We start from the raw sequence: 17752 nt of genomic DNA on the forward strand, positions 1-17752 counted from the left end.
TGGCGCGACCCTGGTGTGATCGACTGGCGCGGGGCGCGCGCGTCGGGCAATAGGATGGGCGCCCATGGCGACAGGAGCGGCGGTATGAGGCGCACGGCGGACGACAGGTGCGGTCGCTGCGGCGGTGGGTCGCCCGAGCCGGGCTGGGCGGCGCGGTGAGCCCGCGCGGCTGGGCGCTGCTCACCCTGGCCGGCCTCGGCGTGGCCGTGGTGCTGGCCGCGCTGCTGCTGATCCCGTGGAACCGCCCGCCGGCGCCCCGGGCCGACCAGCTCGCCGCGCTGCGTGACCTGCCGGCCGACCAGGTCGAGCGGGCCCGGCAGTTCCGTTCGGCGCTGCGCCCGGGCGGCTGGGCGGCGCTGGGTGTCGGGTTGCTGGTGGCGTTGGCGCTCGGGTTGACTCCGCTGGGCAGCCGCCTGATCGAGCTGGCCGGGCGCCCCTTCGGCAGCCACTGGATCGCCCAGGCGGTCCTCGGCGGGCTGGCCGTGGTGCTGGTCGCCGACCTGGTCACGCTGCCGTTCGCCGCCTGGCGCCACAGCGTGCTCACCCGTTACGGGCTGGCCACCAACGGCTGGGGCGGCTGGTCGGTCGACCTGCTCAAGTCGTACGCGGTCAGCGCGGTCATCGGCGCGGTGGCGCTGCTCGGCTTCTACACGGTCGTCCGGCTCGCGCCGCGCTGGTGGTGGGCGTTCGGCGCGGCCGGGGCCGCCACCCTGGTGGTGGTGCTCTCGTTCGTGCTGCCGGTGCTGGTCGAGCCGGTGTTCAACCGGTTCAGCCCGATGCAACCGGGGCCGCTGCGTACCCAGTTGATGGAGCTGGCCGAACGCGACGGCGTACCGGTGCGCGACGTGCTCGTCGCCGACGCGTCCCGACGCACCCGGGCGGTGAACGCGTACGTCTCGGGGCTCGGGCCGACCCGCCGGGTGGTGGTGTACGACAACCTGCTGCGCGAGGCGACGCCGGCCGAGGTGACCGCGGTGGTCGCGCACGAACTGGGCCATGCCAAGGACCGGGACGTACCGGTCGGCACACTCACCGGCGCGCTCGGCGCCGCGGCCGCGGTGGTGGGGCTCTACCTGATCGGCTCCTGGCCGCCGCTGCTGCGCCTGGCCGGCGTCGACTCGGTCGCCCAACCTCGCGCCTTCGGGCTGCTGCTCGCCCTGGTCACCGTGACCGGGTTGGTCTTCGCCCCGGTGCAGGCGCTGATGTCGCGGCGGGTGGAGGCACGTGCCGACGCGCACGCGCTCGCGCTGACCGGCGACCCGGTCGCGTTCGAGTCGATGCAGCGCCGCCTCTCCGCGATCAACCTCGCCGATCCCGATCCGCCCCGGTGGGAGTACCTCTACTCCGCCTCGCACCCGTCCACCGTGGAGCGGATCGCCGCCGCCCGCGCGTACGCCAGGAGGGCCGGCTGATGAGCGAGCAGCGCGAGCGAATCGTCAGGTGCGGTGCCGTGGCGCCGGATGGCGGCACGGAGCGCAGCGGAGCGCCGGCATGAGCCGCACGTTGCTGGTCACGAACGACTTCCCGCCCCGTCCGGGCGGCATCCAGTCGTTCGTGCACAACCTCGCGGTACGCCAGCCGGCGGGCTCGGTGGTGGTCTACGCGTCGAGCTGGTCCGGTGCCGACAAGTTCGACGCCGACCAGCCGTTCGAGGTGGTACGCGAACGCACCAAAGTCCTGCTGCCCACCCCGCTGGTGGCCCGCCGGGCCGCCCGGCTGGCCCGGGCCTACGACTGCGACACGGTCTGGTTCGGCGCGGCGGCCCCGCTTGGTCTGCTCGCCGCCGGGCTGCGGCGTCGGGCGCAGGTGCGGCGGGTGGTCGCCCTCACCCACGGTCACGAGGTCGGCTGGGCGGCGCTGCCGGTGGCCCGGACCGCGCTGCGGCGCATCGGCCGGGGCACCGACGTGGTCACCTACCTGGGGGAGTACACCCGCAGCCGACTGGCCAGGACGCTGGACGGCCTGACCGAGCTGCGCCGGCTCGCCCCCGGCGTGGACACCGACCTCTACCACCCGTCCGTCGACGGGGGTGCGGTGCGGCACCGCCTCGGCCTCGCCGACCGGCCGGTGGTGGTCTGCGTGTCCCGTCTGGTGCCACGCAAGGGCCAGGACATGCTGATCCGGGCGATGCCGTCGATCCGCCGCCGGGTGCCCGACGCCGCGCTGCTGGTGGTCGGTGGCGGGCCGTACCGGGCCACGTTGGCCCGGCTGGCTCGGCAGTCCGACGTGGAACGGGACGTGGTCTTCACCGGCTCGGTGCCCTCCGCCGAGCTGCCCGCCCACTACGCGGCCGGTGACGTGTACGCGATGCCCTGCCGTACCCGCAACCGCGGCCTGGACGTCGAGGGGCTCGGCATCGTCTACCTGGAGGCGTCGGCGACCGGCCTGCCGGTGGTGGCCGGCAACTCCGGTGGCGCCCCCGACGCGGTACGCGAGGGCGAGACCGGCTACGTGGTGGACGGCCATGACCTGGCCGAGCTGGCCGACCGGGTGAGCACCCTGCTCGCCGACCGGGACCTGGCCCGGCAGCTCGGCAGCGCCGGCCGCGCCTGGGTGGAGCAGGAGTGGCGCTGGGAGACCCAGGCCCAGCGGCTGGCCGGTCTGCTCGCCGGCTGACCGCCGCCCTCAGATAGGACGGATGCCCGGCTCAGGTGTTGATGCGGGGCCTGCTGCACAGCAGGCGTTGACAGGGGCCCCTCCTTTCACTTCAGGCGGGCGAGGATGTGATCGGCGGGGGCGGGGCGACCGAAGTGCCAGCCCTGGCCGGCGTCGCAGCCGATCGCCCGTAGCCGTTCTGCCTGCCCGCCGGTCTCCACCCCCTCGGCCGTGACGGTCAGGTCCAGGGCGTGCGCCAGGGAAACCAGCGAGGCGAGGATCCGCTCGTCGGCCCGGGCCTCCGGCGCGCGTAGGCCACGGACGAACTCGCCGGCCACCTTCAGCTCCGTCACCGGAAGATCCCGCAGGTAGGCCAGGTTGCTGTAGCCGGTGCCGAAATCGTCGATGGCGATCCGGATACCCAGGTCGGCCAGGGCCCGGAGGGCGCGTACCGGCTCCTCGGCGGTGGTCATCATGGTGCTCTCGGTGATCTCCAGCTGGAGCCGTTCGGGTGGCAGGCCGGTGCGCCGCAGCAGGGCCTGCACCTCCTGTACCAGGCCGGGCCGGTGAACCTGCCGCACCGCCAGGTTGACGCTGACGTATGGCGGCTCACCCGAGGTGGCCCGCCAACCGACCGCCTCCCGGCACGCCTCGGCGAGCACCCAGCCGCCGAGCGGCACGATCAGCCCGGTCTCCTCGGCCAGCCCGATGAAGCTGTCCGGGCGCAGCACACCCAGCTGCGGGTGGCGCCAGCGCACCAGCGCCTCCATCCCGAGCAGCGAGCCGTTCTGCAGGGAGGTCAACGGCTGGTAGTCGAGGAAGAACTCGCCGCGTTCCAGGCCCGCCGGGATCGCCGCGCTCAGCTCCTGGCGGGCCTGTTCCCGGCCGTCGCGCTCCGCGTCGTACAGCGCCCACCGGGCGCCGCCGGCGGTCTTTGCCCAGTGCAGGGTGCTGCCCGCGGCCCGCATCAGGTCGTCCGGCGACGTGCCGGCTACCCGCCGCTCCACGACGCCCACGCTCGCCGTGACCGTCACGTCGTGCCCGTCGACCACCACCGGCTCGGAGAGGGCGGCCAGCGCCGCCTCGGCGACGGCGACCACGTCCCCGGTACCGGTGGAACGCTCGACCAGCACGACGAAGGCGTCCCCGCCGAGCCGGGCGACCAGGTGGGGCTCGACGGCCCGGCGCAGCCGCCGGGCGGCCGCGACCAGCGCCCGGTCGCCGATCTGGTGCCCGAACGAGTCGTTGACCCTTTTGAACCGGTCCACGTCGACGAAGCACAGCCCGACCCGACGGCCGCTGCCGGCCGTACCGCCCACCGCCGCGGCGAGCCGCTCGGCGAACAGGGTGCGGTTCGGCAGATCGGTGAGCGGATCGTGGGTGGCCTGGTGCCGGAAGCGGGCCTCGCTGGCCCGCAGTGCCTGTTCCGCCTCGGCGCGGGCGGTCAGTGCCGCCCGCCGGATCGACTCCTGCTCGTCGAGTGTCCGGTCGCGCAGCGCCCGCGCGTACCCGGTGGCGACCGCGGCCAGCAGCCGGGCCATCCGGTCCTCGACGTCGTCGCAGACCAGATCGAGGTCGCGGACCAGCCGGAGCTGGATCACCTCCACGGTCCGGCCGAGCGCCTCGGCGGAGGCGATGTGCGCGTTGACCAGCTCGTCGGCGACCTTGTGCCCCACCCGCAGGTCGAGCGGCTCGGCCCGCAGCGCCTCGGACAGCAGATCGGTGAGCCGCTGCAACAGCGTCTCCAACTGGGCGTCCGTCATCGGCAGGTAGCTGGTGCCCGCGACCGCCTTGGCCCAGGCCCGGGCGAACGCCCCGGCGCTGGAGCAGGTGTCCGGGGGCTCATCCACCGAGTCGCCCGACCCCACCCAGGAAAACGGCCCGCTCGGCGTCCTCGGCGCTCTCCGGGGTCTCCGGCCGCCACTGGGGCACCCACACCACACCGGGCTCGACCAGCTCGAAACCGTCGAAGAAGCCGGTCAGCTCGGCCCGGCTGCGAACCCAGAGCGGATTGTCGGTGCGCCGGTACACCTCCTCGGCCTCGGTCCGTTCGGCCTCGTCGCGGCCGTCGTCGCTGGCCTGCGACAGGACCAGGTAGCTGCCGGGTGCCAGCGCCGAGCGCAGGGTCCGCAGCACCTCGGCCGGCCGGTCGTCGTCGGCGACGAAGTGCAGCACCGCCACGACGAGGACGGCCACCGGGCGGGAGAAGTCGAGCACCGCGCGTACGTCCGGGTGGGCGAGAATCCGGTCGGGGTGGCGCAGATCCTCCTGGACCACCGTCGTGCGGTCGTTGCCGGCCAGGATCTCCCGGCTGTGCGCCACGGCGACCGGGTCGACGTCCACGTAGACCACCCGGGAGTCGGGGGCGTGCCGTTGGGCGATCTCGTGCACGTTGCCGACGGTCGGGATGCCCGAGCCGATGTCCAGGAACTGCCGGATGCCGGCCGCGGTGAGGAACTGCACGGCGCGGCGCAGAAAGGCGCGGTTGGCCTGGGCCATCAGCGGCGCCTGCGGCACCGCGGCCACCATCGCCCGGGCCGCCGCCCGGTCCACGGCGAAGTTGTGCGAGCCACCGAGGTAGTAGTCGTACATTCGGGCGACGCTGGGACGTTCGACGTCGATGGTCTCGGGTGCCCAGTCCGGCCGCTGCAATGCCATCACCCCTTCGCCCGCCGGTCGGGGCGGCTCGCGCCCCGGCGGGTATTCTGCCCCGTTTTCGCCGGGGAGGCTATAGCGATGTCGCCCGAACGGTGATCGATGCGAAAGATCCGTGCCCGCGGGTGGCGGGACACGGATCCTCGGCGAGGGTGCCGGGCGGCCTCAGAATTTCGGCGCGTCCGGAGCCTCGAGCAGGCCGAGCCGCAGGGCGGTCATCAGCGCCTGTGCCCGGTTGGCCGCCCCGAGCTTCTCGTAGAGCTTGGAGATGTGGGTCTTCGCGGTCGACTCGCTGACGAACAGCTGCTTGGCGATGCCGGCGACGCTCATTCCGTCGGCGAGCAGCCGCAGCACCTGACCCTCGCGGGGGGAGAGCTGGGGCCCGGACGGGGCGAGTCGGCGCTTCATCGCCTCGGCGAGGTCGGCGGCGGTGAAGGCGCTGGGGGAGGAGGCGGCGTGCCGGGCGGCGGCGACGACCTCGTCGGCCGGCGCGGTCTTCGGCACGAACGCGCTGGCGCCGGCCTCCAGGGCACCGAAGAGCTGGTCGTCGCCGGCGTACATGGTGAGCACCACGATGCCCATCGACACGCTGGACTTGCGCAGCGCGCGGGTGGCCTCCAGGCCGCTGCCGTCGGGCAGTCGGAGATCCATGATCACCACGTCGGGCTGCAACGCGCCGGCCTGCCGTACGCCTTCGGCTGCCGTGGCTGCCTCGCCGACGACCTCGAACTGCCGGTCGCGCTCGAAGGCGTGCCGTAGGCCCTTACGGATCAAATCGTGATCGTCGACAAGGAGGACCTTGGTACGAGTGGCCGGTGTCGGACTTGTGGTCATCCTCGGGTTACTCCCCTTCTGCTGCGGCGGCGCTACCGCGAACGTTATCGCGCCGGGGTGACGAACCGACCACCACCGCGACGGTCGTCCCGCTCGGCTGTCGCGGCCTGATCTCCAACCGGCCCCGGATACGTTCCGCTCTCTCGGCCATGATCGCAAGACCATAGTGCCCATCCGAGCGCTGGTCACCTATGCCGTGACCGTCATCCGACACTTCGATCTGCGCGTACGGCGGGTCCACCTCACAGGTGACCCAGAGGTTGGACGCCCCGGCGTGCTTGCGCGCGTTGGTGACCGCCTCCTGGGCGATGCGCAACAGCTCGGCCTCGGTGGCGGCGGGCAGCCGGGCGGTGGACTCGTCGAGCGACAGGTGTACCCGCAGGCCGCCGGAGGCGCCGACGGTGCGGGCGTACTCGGCGATCGCGGCGGCCAGGCCGCCGTGCCGGTCCACCTCGCTGCGCAGCTCGAAGAGGCTCAGCCGCAGCTCAGTGATCACGCGAGTCACCTCGTGGCGGAGCAGGCGCAGCGACTCGGCGGTCTCCTCGGCGTCGTCATGCACGGTGGCCAGCGCGTTGTCGATGCCGTAGCCGACCATCACCAGTTCCTGGGCCACCCCGTCGTGGATCTCCCGGGCCAGCCGCTGCCGTTCCTCGTTGGTGGCCAGCGACCGCACCTCGTCGAAGAGCAGCGCGGCCTCCAGTCGCAGCGCCGCCGGGCCGGTCAGCCCGGTCACCTGCGCCACCACCGGCGGCGGGTACGCCTGCGCGGCGTCCGCCTCCAGCACCACCAGACCGACCGTGCGCAGCCCGGCGACGAGCGGCACGATCAGCGCCGAGACGTCCCCGCCGCGGTGCGATCGGGACTGCGACCGGGCCGCGGTCTGCGACTGCTGGCTGGCCCAGGCGTCGGCGATGGCCGAGTCCGCGTCGAGCGTGGTCTCCCAGTCGACCCGGTCCGCGCCGAGCTGGGCGAGCACCACCAGCCGACCACCGCCACTGGCGGAGAGCACCGCTGCGCGGTCCGCGCGGGCCACCGTGCGCAGCTCCTCCAGCAGATGCTCGGAGATCCCGCCCGGGTCCAGCGTCGCCCCGGGCAGCTGCCGGGCCACCGTGCGCAGCTGGGTCAGCAGCCGGGTCGCCTCGGCGTACGGCTGGGGCTTGTTGTCGTGGCGGACCTGCATCACCCGGTGCAGGGTGCCCGCGGCGTACAGCCCCAACGCCGCCAGGATCAGCCACTGGGCGCAGACGGCGAGGTAACCGGGCTGGCTCAGCTGCCGGACCCCGCCGACCTCGGTGATGGCCCCGGCGACCAGCAGGGTGACCGCGGCGACGGCGATCAGGGCGGCGCCCTCGCGGAAACGGCGGCGCAGCGCGGTGACGGTCACCGGCACCGCGAGGTAGGGCAGCACCGCGGAGGCGCCCAGTCCACCGATGTGGCCGCCGACGGTGGCGACCGCGGCGACCTGGCTGGCCGCCAGGCCGAGCACCACCACCTCCGCCACCCGGCTGAGCGGACCGACGAGCCGGTGCTGGGGCGCCAGCAACGCCGGCAGCCCCGCCAACGCCAGCAGGGCGATCCACCACAGCTGGGTCACGTCGCGGGTGGCGAACAGGGTCAGTACGGCGACCAGCGCCAGCACGACCACCCGCGCAGCCGCGGCGAGCGGGTGGGAACGGGCCAGGGCGGATGTCGAGGCGGGCACGTGACGGATGGTAGTCAGCCGCGGTAGATGTCGGCGATTTCCGCCGCGTAGGTCTTGTGGACGACCTGGCGCTTGACCTTGAGCGAGGGGGTCAGTTCGCCGGTTGCCTCGGTGAAGTCGCGCGGCAGGATCCGGAAGACCTTGATCGCCTCGGCCTGCGAGACGGACTCGTTGGCCCGGTTCACGGCGGCCTGGATCTCGGCCAGCAGCCCCTCGTGTCGGCGCAGCTGCTCGACCTCGGCGTCGGCGGGCAGCCCGGCCGACTCCAGCCAGGCCGGCAGGGCCTCCTCGTCGAGGGTGACCAGCGCGGCGATGAACGGCTGCCGGTCGCCCACCACCACACACTGACTGACCAGATGGTGCGCCCGGACCTGGTCCTCCAGGATGGCGGGGGCGACGTTCTTGCCGGCCGCCGTCACGATGATCTCCTTCTTCCGGCCGGTGATGGTCAGGTAGCCGTCACCGTCGAGGGAGCCGAGGTCGCCGGTGCGGAACCAGCCGTCGGCGGTGATCGCCTCGGCGGTGGCCGCCTCGTTGCGCCAGTAGCCCTGGAAGACGAGGTCACCGGAGATGAGGATCTCGCCGTCGTCGTCGATGCGGATGGTCACGCCGGGAAGCGGCCGGCCGACCGTGCCCATCCGGGTGAAGTCGGGCAGGTTGGCCGAGGCGGCGGGAGAGGTCTCGGTCAGGCCGTACCCCTCGCAGACGCTCACGCCGACGCCCCGGAAGAAGTGGCCCAGCCGGGCGCCGAGCGGCGCCCCGCCGGACATCGCGTCGCGGCACCGCCCGCCGAGCGCGGCCCGGAGCTTGCCGTAGACCAGCTTGTCGAAGAGTGCGTGCTGGGCCCGCAGGGCCAGGCCCGGCCCGCCGGAGGTCTCCAACGCCTCGCTGTACGCGATGGCCACCGCCTCGGCCCGGGCGAAGATCTTTCCCTTGCCGGCGGCCTCGGCCTTCTGCTTGGCGCCGTTGTAGACCTTCTCGAAGACCCGGGGCACCGAGAGCACGAAGGTGGGCTTGACCTCCTGAAGCTGGGCGACCAGGTCCTTGGTGTCCGAGCAGTGCGCCATGGTGGCCCGCGCCTGCACCACACCGATCTGGATGAGTCGGGCGAAGGCGTGCGCGAGCGGCAGGAACAGCAGGGTCGACGCGTTGCGCCCGAACAGGTTCGGCAGCACCGGCACCGCGTTGGCGATGTCGGCGTACATGTTGCGGTGGGTCAGCACGCAGCCCTTGGGGCGGCCGGTGGTGCCACTGGTGTAGATGATGGTCGCGACGTCCGACGAGCGCAGTCCGGCGCGCCGGCGCTCGATCTCGGCCGGTTCCACCGCGGCACCGGCAGCCACCAGCTCGTCCACCCCGCCCAGGTCGATCTGCCAGGTGTGGGCGAGGTCGGGGACGCGGTCGCGGACGCCGGCCACCAGCGTGGCGTGCGCGGTGCTCTCCAGCACGGCGGCCACCGCGCCGGAGTCGGCCAGGATCCAGGCGGCCTGTTCGGCGCTGGAGGTCTCGTAGATCGGCACGGTGACCGCGCCGGCCGCCCAGATGGCGTAGTCGACCAGGGTCCACTCGTAGCGGGTGCGGCTCATCAGCCCCACCCGGTCACCCGGCTGCACGCCGGCGGCGACGAGCCCGCGAGCGACCGCGACCACCTCGTCACGGAACTGCCGGCAGGTCACGTCCGTCCAGGTGCCCGTCGCGTCGCGCCGGACGAACTGCACCGCCTCGGGTGCCTTCTCGGCGTTCTCCCAGACCGGGTCGGTGAGGTTGGCCGAATCGCCGACGGTGACGATCGGCGGGACGGAGAACTCGCGCACCTGCACTCCCTCGTGCTTTCGCTGGCCGGGTGGGGCCGCCGGGACGCGGGCGGCTCTGTCGAAACCTACCCGGCCGGCTGGCCGGCGGGCACACCGCAGGTGGGCGGCGCGTCCCGCGGGTGCCCGCGGGACGGGTAGCCTCCCCCCATGGCGGACTCCTCCACTCAGTCGATCATGATCGGCGCGTCACCGGACCGGGTGGCGGCGGTCATCTGTGACTTCCCGAGCTACCCGGAGTGGACCGACGCGATCCGCGAGGCCGAGGTCGTCGAGGAGTACGAGGACGGCTACGCCAGCCAGGTCCGGTTCGTCCTGGACGCCGGCGTGCTGGCCGACGAGTACGTGCTGGCGTACGCCTACGCCGAGGACCTGTCCCGCGTCGAGTGGCACCTGGTGGCCCCGTCGAAGATGCAGAAGGCCCAGCGGGGCGCGTACGACCTGGTCGCCACCGCCGACGGGGGCACCACGGTGACCTACACCCTGGAGGTGGAGCTGGCGGTCGGGATGATCGGAATGTTCCGTCGCAAAGCCGAGAAAATGATCATGGATGCCGCGTTGAAGCAGCTCAAGCGCCGGGTAGAAGCAACCGGTGCGGCGCAGTGACGCGTCCGGCGATCCGGTTGCCGCGGTAGAGGAGCCCAGCATGGGTGCGACAGATCCGGGTTCGGCCCGGGAAGAGGCGGAGCGGCTGGTCGCCACTCTGCTGGCCACTGTGCGGCTGGCCGCCGCCGACCCCTCGGCGACGCCGTTCGGCCCGATCGGTGGGATCGTGACCGGTGTCCTGGGTCACAGCGGCGCCCCGGACGTTTCCCCTGGCTCCACCGGAAGTGGTTTCGCCACCGGTGCCGGTGAATGCCGTGTCTGCCCGGTCTGCCGGGGAATCGCCGCGTTGCGGGACCCGAGTCCCGAATTCGCCGAGCGACTGGCCACCGGCGCCGGTGATCTGGCCGCCGGACTGGCCAGCTTTCTGCGTGCCTTCGCCCCCGCCGAACCGCCCGCCGAACCGCCCGCCGACCCCCCGTCCGACCCTGCCGGCCCCGCCGCAGCCGGTCCCGACAGCGACCACGTGTGGCGCGAGGCGACCCGTACCGGGCATGATTCTCAGCCGGCACCGGAGCGGGACGTCTGGTCCGCCGCGACCCGGGCGGAGGACGACGCCGTCCCGGCCGACGCGCCCGTCGACGCCGCCGGGCCGGTCGCGCCGACTGCGCGCCGGTCGTCGACCGACCGTCGCGTGGTGCCCGCCTCCCGGCTGCCCGACGGCGAGCCCGCGTCGGTCGGCGGCGAGCCCACGCCGGACGGCCCGGCCGTGCCCGGCGAGCGGCAGGGCGCACCAGGCGACGGAGCCTGACCACGGACGACCCGCACCACCGGCGAAGGCAGGTGTGCGCGGGGTGGCACAGCAGAGGGGAGTGGCAGCGGTGACGCTGACCATCGGAGTCGACGTCGGTGGCACCAAGGTGGCCGGCGGTGTCGTGGACGACACCGGCAAGGTCCTCGTGCAGACCCGACGGGACACCCCCGCCGACGACGTCGGCAAGACCCGGGACGTCATCATCGAGCTGGTCACCGAGTTGGCCGCCGGCCACGAGATCCAGGCGGTCGGCATCGGTGCGGCGGGCTGGATCGACGTCAGCCGCTCCACCGTGCTCTTCGCCCCCAACCTGGCCTGGCGCGACGAGCCGCTGCGGGCGTACGTCAGCGCGGCGGTCGGGCTGCCGGTGATCGTGGAGAACGACGGCAACGTGGCCGCCTGGGCGGAGTTCCGCTATGGCGCGGCCCGGCACGCGGACGACTCGATGGTCATGTTCACCATCGGCACCGGCGTCGGCGGTGGCATCGTGCTCGGCGGCGAGCTGGTGCGCGGTGCCCACGGCATCGCCGCGGAGCTGGGCCACATGCTGACCGTCCCCGACGGGCACCAGTGCGGCTGCGGGCGGCTCGGCTGCATCGAGCAGTACGCCAGCGGCAGCGCGCTGGTCCGTTTCGCCCGCGCCGCCGCACGGCAGGAGCCGCAGCGGGCGACCGCCCTGCTGGAGCTGGCCGACGGCGAGGCCGAGGCGATTACCGGGCCGATGGTGACGGCCGCGGCCAAGGGCGGCGACCCCGTCTCCGCCGAGTCGTTCGCCCAGGTCGGGCGCTGGCTCGGCACCAGCCTGGCGGACATGGCACAGATCCTCGACCCGCAGGTCCTGGTGGTCGGCGGCGGCGTCATCGACGCCGGTGACCTGCTCTTGGGGCCGACCCGCCGCTCGTTCACCGAGGCCCTCGCACAACGCAGCCGGCTGCCGGTGGCCGAGATCCGCCCGGCCGAGCTGGGCAACTCCGCCGGCGTCATCGGCGCCGCCGACCTGGCCCGGCGGATCTAGGTGACCCACCCCGGCGTGCCGCTGCGCGTCGTGTCGTACAACATCCACGGCCAGCGCGACGACACCGCCGCGCTGGCCGCGGTGATCCGCGAGGCGGCGCCGGACGTGGTGATCGTCCAGGAGGGGCCGCGCCGGTTCCGGTGGCGGGAGAAATCGGCCACGCTGGCCGCCTCGTTCGGCCTGGTGGTCGCCGCCGGCGGGCTGCCCGCGCTGGGCAACCTGCTGTTGACCAGCCTGCGGGTGCGGGTGGTCGACACCCGCTGCCGACGCTTCCCGCTCACCCCCGGCCGGCATCTGCGCGGTGCCGCGTACGCCGACTGCCGGGTGGGCACCTCCGCGTGGTTCACCGTGGCCGGCTCGCACCTGTCCACCGACGCGGCCGAACGGCCGGGGCAGGCGGAACTTTTCCGGCGGGATGTCGCCGCCGCGCCTTATCCGGTGATCGCCGCCGCCGACCTCAACGAGGAACCGGGCGGGCCGGCGTGGACCACCGTCGCCCGCGGGCTGACCGACGCGGCGGTGGCGGTGGACCGGGGCGAGCGGTTCACCTACTCCTGCGCGGACCCCCGGCGGCGCATCGACGCCCTTTTCGTCGACCCGCGGATCACGGTGATCGACTATGACGTGGTGGACACGCCGCTGACCCGCCGGGCCAGCGACCACTTTCCGGTCCTGGTGGACCTGCTGCTGCCCGCCGCCGGCTGACCGCCGGCCGCCGGCCGGGCTGGACATCCCGCTCCGTTGTGGAGAGGATTTCGCGCGACCCGGCACTCGTGCCGAGACGAAGGAGATCCCCGGTGCCCACCCCCACCGAGCACGGCCGGTCTGATCCGGAGACGACCACGCTCGCCCGAAGCCGCGACGGCCGCCCGGTCTCCGACCGGGGCGACACCGTCTGTGTCATCGGCGCCGGCGCCAGCGGCCTGACCGCCGTCAAGAACCTCGCCGAACACGGCTTCGGTGTCGACTGTTACGAGCGCGAGACCGGCATCGGCGGTGCCTGGAACTGGCGGCACGACCGCAGCCCGGTGTACGCCAGCACCCACCTGATCTCGTCACGGCCGTTCACCCAGTTCCCCGACTTTCCGATGCCCGACCACTGGCCGGACTACCCGCACCACAGCCAGCTGCTGTCGTACTTCGAGCGCTACGCGGACCACTTCGACCTGCGCCGGCACGTCTGGTTCGGCACCGAGGTGGTGCGCGTCGAGCCGGCGTCCGAGGAACGCTGGGACGTCACCACCCGCAGCACCGGTGGTTACGGCCCCGAGCGCACCTCCCGCTATGCCGCCGTGATGATCGCCAACGGGCACAACTGGTCGCCGAAGCTGCCCCGCTACGAAGGTCTGGAGCAGTTCCGGGGCGAGGTCATGCACGCCTCGTCCTACAAGGACCCGGCCCAGCTGCGCGGCAAGCGGGTGCTGGTGGTGGGTGCCGGCAACACCGGCTGCGACATCGCGGTGGAGGCCGCCCAGCAGGCGTCGCGCTGCTGGCACTCGACCCGCCGGGGCTACTGGTACGCCCCGAAGTACGTCTTCGGTCGCCCCGCCGACCAGGTAAACGACACCCTGCTGGCGCTGCGCGTGCCGCTGCGGGTACGGCAGTGGCTCTACCACCGGACGCTACGGCTGACCGTCGGTGACCTGACCCGCTTCGGCCTGCCGAAGCCGGACCACCGGGTGTACGAGACGCACCCGATCGCCAACAGCCAGCTCGTCTACTACGTCGGCCACGGCGCGATCGCCCCGGTACCGGACGTCGGGCGTTTCCACCCGCACTCGGTGGAGCTGGCCGACGGCCGGCAGATCGACCCGGACGTGGTCGTCTTCGCCACCGGCTACCTGCCGCGCTTCGAGTTCCTCGACGCCAAGATCCTCGGCGACGACGACGGCGTGGGCCGGCCCCGGCTGTGGCTCAACGCCTTCGTGCCGGACCATCCCACCCTGGCGGTGGCCGGGCTGGTCCAGCCGGACAGCGGCCTGTTCCCGCTGTCGCACTGGCAGGCGGTGCTGTTCGCCCGGCTACTGCGGTCGCGCACCACCGCGCCGCAGCGGGCCGGGGCCTTCGCCGCCCGGGTCCGCTCCGGTGCCGGCGAACGCTACGCGGGGCAGGTCAAGGACTCCACCCGGCACTGGTTCGAGGTCGGTCACGCCGACTACCTGCGTGCGCTGGAGCGCGCCCTGCGCGAGCTGGAGGGACAATGAGCGAGCGAAGCGAGGCGACGGCGTGAGCGAGCGGGTGCAGGTCATGCGGGGCTGGGAGTGGGCGCGGCCGGTCCGCCCGGTCCGCCGCGAGGTGCTCAGCGTCACCCCCCAACTGGAGGAGGGCCGGCCGCCGCTGTTGTTCGTGCCCGGCTTCGGGCACGGCGCCTGGGCGTACGCCGAGAACTGGCTCGGGCACACCGCCGCCCGTGGCTTCAGCGCGCACGCGGTGAGCCTGCGGGGGCACGGCGGCAGCGATCCGGCGCCGGAGGCGACGCTGCGGGCGTACGCCCACGACGTGGTCCAGGTGGCGGCGGGCCTGCCCAGCCGGGCGGTGCTGGTGGGGCACGGTGCCGGGGCCCTGGTGGTCGCGCACGCCCTGGCTCGCTATCCGGCCCGCGCGGCGGTGCTGGTGGCCCCGGTGCTCGGTGGTTGGGCGACGTTCGGCGCCGCGCTGCGCCGCAACCCCTTCGGCACCCTGCCGGCGGTGTTCGGCGGTGGGTTGCGGCTGAGCCGCCGGCAGCTGTTCAGCCGCGAGTTGCCCGACGCCGACGCCCGGCGGCACACCGCTCGGCTGGGCCGGGCCGCCCGGCGCGCCCAGTGGCAGCTGCTGACCGGGGCCGACCCGGAGCCGGCGGTGGGCAGTCCACCGGTGCTGGTGCTGGGCAGTCCGGACGACCGGGTGGTGCCCGCCTCGGCGCTGACCCGCGCGGCCCGGCGGTACGGATCGGCTCCGCTGCTCTTCCCCGGCATGGGGCACGACCTGATGCTCGACGCCCGGTGGCGGGAGCCGATCGACGCGATCCTCGACTGGCTGGTCAAGAATCCGGGCCGAGGCGGGTGAGCAGCGAGTCGCTCTGGTCCAGGGTGGACAGATAGGAGCGGGCCCAGGCGCGGATGTCGTGCTGGTGCAGGTGCTCGCGCATGGCTCTCATTCGGGCGCGCGCGTCGGCCGGGTCGGCCCGCAACGCCGAGAGTAGGCCCTGCTTGAGCCCTTCCAGGTCGTGCGGGTTGACCAGGTACGCCTGTTGCAGCTCGGCGGCGGACCCGGCGAACTCGCTGAGCAGCAACGCACCGGTGTCGTCCACCCGGGCGGCGACGTACTCCTTCGCCACCAGGTTCATCCCGTCCCGCAGCGGGGTCACCGCCATCACGTCGGCGACCCGGTAGAGGGCGGCCAGCTCGGCGCGGTCGAACGGCTGGGTGAGGTAGTGGATCGCGGGCTCACCGACCCGGCCGAACTCGCCGTTGATCCGCCCGACCTCCCGCTCGACCCGGTCGCGGAGGATCTGGTACTGGCCGACCCGCTCCCGGCTGGGCACCGCCACCTGCACCAGCACCGTGTCGCGGACCTTCACGTGCCCGTGGGCGAGCAACTCGCTGTAGGCCTTGAGTCGCTGCTCGATGCCCTTGGTGTAGTCCATCCGGTCGACGCTGAGGATCACCTGGTCGGGGCTGCCCAGATCGCGGCGCAGCCGGCGGGCGCGCTCGACCACGTCCGTCCGGCCGGCCAGCGCGGCCATCTCGGTGGTGTCGATCGAGACCGGGAAGGCGCCGATGCGGACCATCCGGTCGTCGACCGCGATCCGCCGGTCGGTCGCCGGCAGCCCCAGCACCTTCGTCACGAGCTGGGCGAAGTTGTGCGCGGCCTGGGCCCGCTGGAAGCCGACCAGGTCGGCGCCGAGCATCCCGCGCAGCAGTTCGGCGCGTCGGGGCAGTTGCATGAACAGCTCCGGCGGCGGGAACGGCACGTGCAGGAAGAAGCCGATCCGCAGGTCGGGCCGCAGGGTGCGGAGCAGCTCCGGCACCAGTTGCAGGTGGTAGTCCTGCACCCAGACCACCGCGCCGGTCTCGGCGACCTGGGCGGTGGCCTCGGCGAACCGCCGGTTGACCCGCTGGTACGCGTCCCACCAGCGCCGGTGGTGCTGGGGCTGCTCGACCGCGTCGTGGTAGATCGGCCAGAGGGTCGCGTTGGCGAAGCCCTCGTAGTGGTCGCGCAGGTCGTCGCTGGTCAGCGGCACGCTGTACATCCGTACCCCGTCGATGTCGGGCAGGGCGGGCGCGGGACCGGTCCCGCCGGCCCAGCCGACCCACGTCGCGGGGGCCTGCCGCAGGAGCGGATGCAGCGCGCTGACCAGCCCTCCGGGACTGCGGCGCCATTCGCAGGCGCCGTCCGGCGCCACACTGTCGTCGATGGGTAGGCGGTTGGCCACCACCACAAGGGAACTCTGTCGCATCTCGGGCATTCCGATCAGCAGAGGAGTGACCGCCACGAGAAAGGAACAACCGGGCAGTCGGCGGGTGACGTGACGTACTGCGGTATTCCTACTGACAGTAAGTTACACCACTGTTACGCCCACTGGCGCGGGCAGTCGCCGTCCCGGTATCCGGGCGGCTCCCTGCGTGGCGACTCAGACGACGGCGCCGTCGTCGGGATCGCGGTCGTCGGTGTCGCCGGGACGCAGCCGCCAGACCAGCGTGACGAAGCCGGCGAGGATGCCGGTGAAGCCGAGCAGCGTCACGATGCTCTGGTCGGCGGGGAGCAGGTCGGGAAAGAGGAACAGCACGAAGCCGAGCACCACGGCGAGCACGCCGGCCACCGCGTACTTCGACACCCGGGGCAGTGGCGGAGGGGGCGGCGGCACGTAGCGTTCGTTGTCGTCCGGATCGTCGGGCAGGTCCGTGCCGAAGGTGTCCAGGCCGTCCAGCAGCGACGGCCCGTCGCCGTCACGCGGACCACGTCCCACCGAGACGCCGGAGATGTCGGCCGCGTACGGCAGCCGGCGGACGTCGGTGGCGGTCGGTCCGACCGGCTCGTCGGTGCTGCCCGGCCGGGTGGCGGTGGCCGTGCCACCGCCATGGCCGGCCTGGTCGTCCACGTCCTCGGCGGCCGGCCACGGATGGTCGCCGGTGTTGGGCGAGGTGTGGAAGCCGGCGACGATCCGCTCCCACTCGGCGTCGATGTCCGGCTCCTCGCCGCCGCGCCCGCCGCTGCCCTCGTCGGCGAGCTGGCTGAGGTAGTCCCGGGCGGTGCTCAGATGCGAGCGGTCCACGTAGAGCCGGTCGACCGGGCGGGCCGGCACGGTGGTGGTCCGGGTGACCGGGTTGAGGTCCGCCGAGGGTTGCAGGTAGGCGGCGATCCCGCCGGCGGCCAGCACGTCGAGCAGGTGCTCCCCGACGCGCGGGTCGACATCGCCAGCGATGGCGTACTCGCTCGCGTCGAGCCCGTTGTCCCGCCGTCCCCGGCGAGCCCCACCCGCTGACACCGGACCACCCTCCTCATCGCGCCGCCGGCGCGCCCCGCGTCCAGCCCCTCGGCGTGGCCCCGCACGCCGTGCCCTGAATCGTGACACGTCCGGGGCGGGTTCGGGGAGTGCCTTGTGGCGCGGCGTACGGCGGTCGGTGGATCGACCACCGGTCGCGGTCGGCCTTTGTCCCTCTTGTCGCTCAGGACGCGACCGTCCGTGACAGCAACCCTCCGTGTCGGGTGCCACCCCGCCACCGTATGCCCTGCCGAGCCTTTGCTCTGCTTCAACCTACGCAAGGGCGCTTGACCAGGTGCAACGAGGGCGGCGGCAACCG

At 73.3% G+C, this 17752-nt stretch carries 15 protein-coding genes; 8 read left to right on the forward strand and 7 right to left on the reverse strand.

From position 1 onward, the window contains the following. The first annotated feature begins 155 nt into the window (after nt 1-155). Nucleotides 156-1412, forward strand: a complete 1257-nt coding sequence (locus tag BMY89_RS23965) for a M48 family metallopeptidase (protein WP_092382434.1) — start codon at nt 156-158, stop codon at nt 1410-1412. Between the two features lie 79 nt (nt 1413-1491). Further along, nucleotides 1492-2616 (forward strand): glycosyltransferase family 4 protein, encoded by a 1125-nt coding sequence (locus BMY89_RS23970; RefSeq protein ID WP_092382320.1) that lies wholly within the window; start codon nt 1492-1494, stop codon nt 2614-2616. A gap of 86 nt (nt 2617-2702) precedes the next feature. On the opposite strand, the gene BMY89_RS23975 is transcribed toward BMY89_RS23970, so the two are convergent. The 5 genes from BMY89_RS23975 to BMY89_RS23995 all read right to left on the reverse strand — a co-directional run bounded on the left by BMY89_RS23975 (nt 2703) and on the right by BMY89_RS23995 (nt 9600). Further along, on the reverse strand, nt 2703-4358 hold the full coding sequence (locus tag BMY89_RS23975) for a putative bifunctional diguanylate cyclase/phosphodiesterase (protein WP_092382435.1): 1656 nt from the start codon (nt 4356-4358) through the stop codon (nt 2703-2705). A 79-nt stretch (nt 4359-4437) separates the two neighbouring features. Next, the gene (locus tag BMY89_RS23980; RefSeq protein ID WP_092382436.1) at nt 4438-5247 is read right to left on the reverse strand and encodes an SAM-dependent methyltransferase; all 810 of its coding nucleotides are present in this window, start codon (nt 5245-5247) and stop codon (nt 4438-4440) included. Between the two features lie 168 nt (nt 5248-5415). Then, nucleotides 5416-6084 (reverse strand): response regulator transcription factor, encoded by a 669-nt coding sequence (locus BMY89_RS23985; RefSeq protein ID WP_092382321.1) that lies wholly within the window; start codon nt 6082-6084, stop codon nt 5416-5418. Nucleotides 6085-6091: 7 nt separating this feature from the next. Further along, a complete protein-coding gene (locus tag BMY89_RS23990; protein WP_092382322.1) occupies nt 6092-7786 on the reverse strand; it encodes a sensor histidine kinase in 1695 nt (564 codons plus the stop codon). A 14-nt stretch (nt 7787-7800) separates the two neighbouring features. Further along, nucleotides 7801-9600, reverse strand: a complete 1800-nt coding sequence (locus tag BMY89_RS23995; protein WP_092382437.1) for an AMP-dependent synthetase/ligase — start codon at nt 9598-9600, stop codon at nt 7801-7803. A gap of 147 nt (nt 9601-9747) precedes the next feature. Between BMY89_RS23995 and BMY89_RS24000 the strand changes: the two genes are divergently transcribed. The 6 genes from BMY89_RS24000 (at nt 9748) to BMY89_RS24025 (ending at nt 15014) form a co-directional block, all read left to right on the forward strand. Continuing rightward, the gene (locus tag BMY89_RS24000; RefSeq protein WP_092382323.1) at nt 9748-10203 is read left to right on the forward strand and encodes an SRPBCC family protein; all 456 of its coding nucleotides are present in this window, start codon (nt 9748-9750) and stop codon (nt 10201-10203) included. Between the two features lie 40 nt (nt 10204-10243). Continuing rightward, nucleotides 10244-10951: a hypothetical protein gene (locus tag BMY89_RS24005; RefSeq protein ID WP_232521526.1), complete on the forward strand. Its 708-nt coding sequence runs from the start codon at nt 10244-10246 to the stop codon at nt 10949-10951. A 70-nt stretch (nt 10952-11021) separates the two neighbouring features. Continuing rightward, nucleotides 11022-11969: an ROK family glucokinase gene (locus BMY89_RS24010; protein ID WP_092382438.1), complete on the forward strand. Its 948-nt coding sequence runs from the start codon at nt 11022-11024 to the stop codon at nt 11967-11969. Continuing rightward, nucleotides 11970-12674, forward strand: a complete 705-nt coding sequence (locus tag BMY89_RS24015; RefSeq protein WP_092382324.1) for an endonuclease/exonuclease/phosphatase family protein — start codon at nt 11970-11972, stop codon at nt 12672-12674. It abuts the gene before it with no gap. A gap of 92 nt (nt 12675-12766) precedes the next feature. Beyond that, nucleotides 12767-14173, forward strand: a complete 1407-nt coding sequence (locus BMY89_RS24020; RefSeq protein WP_092382325.1) for a flavin-containing monooxygenase — start codon at nt 12767-12769, stop codon at nt 14171-14173. A 43-nt stretch (nt 14174-14216) separates the two neighbouring features. After that, a complete protein-coding gene (locus BMY89_RS24025; RefSeq protein ID WP_372433296.1) occupies nt 14217-15014 on the forward strand; it encodes an alpha/beta hydrolase in 798 nt (265 codons plus the stop codon). On the opposite strand, the gene BMY89_RS24030 is transcribed toward BMY89_RS24025, so the two are convergent. After that, nucleotides 14989-16407 (reverse strand): alpha,alpha-trehalose-phosphate synthase (UDP-forming), encoded by a 1419-nt coding sequence (locus BMY89_RS24030; RefSeq protein WP_092382439.1) that lies wholly within the window; start codon nt 16405-16407, stop codon nt 14989-14991. The genes BMY89_RS24025 and BMY89_RS24030 overlap by 26 nt on opposite strands. 174 nt (nt 16408-16581) lie before the next feature. After that, on the reverse strand, nt 16582-17436 hold the full coding sequence (locus BMY89_RS24035) for a DUF308 domain-containing protein (protein ID WP_092382327.1): 855 nt from the start codon (nt 17434-17436) through the stop codon (nt 16582-16584). Nucleotides 17437-17752: the final 316 nt, after the last annotated feature.

The organism is Micromonospora phaseoli (genome assembly GCF_900109115.1).
Classification (GTDB): Bacteria; Actinomycetota; Actinomycetes; order Mycobacteriales; family Micromonosporaceae; genus Micromonospora; species Micromonospora phaseoli.

Coding starts and splice junctions, on each gene's coding strand:
- BMY89_RS23970 (WP_092382320.1), top strand. CDS start 1,492: ATGAGCCGCACGTTGCTGGTCACGAACGACTTCCCGCCCCGTCCGGGC.
- BMY89_RS23975 (WP_092382435.1), bottom strand. CDS start 4,358: ATGACGGACGCCCAGTTGGAGACGCTGTTGCAGCGGCTCACCGATCTG.
- BMY89_RS23985 (WP_092382321.1), bottom strand. CDS start 6,084: ATGACCACAAGTCCGACACCGGCCACTCGTACCAAGGTCCTCCTTGTC.
- BMY89_RS24005 (WP_232521526.1), top strand. CDS start 10,244: ATGGGTGCGACAGATCCGGGTTCGGCCCGGGAAGAGGCGGAGCGGCTG.
- BMY89_RS24025 (WP_372433296.1), top strand. CDS start 14,217: ATGCGGGGCTGGGAGTGGGCGCGGCCGGTCCGCCCGGTCCGCCGCGAG.
- BMY89_RS24030 (WP_092382439.1), bottom strand. CDS start 16,407: ATGCGACAGAGTTCCCTTGTGGTGGTGGCCAACCGCCTACCCATCGAC.
- BMY89_RS24000 (WP_092382323.1), top strand. CDS start 9,748: ATGGCGGACTCCTCCACTCAGTCGATCATGATCGGCGCGTCACCGGAC.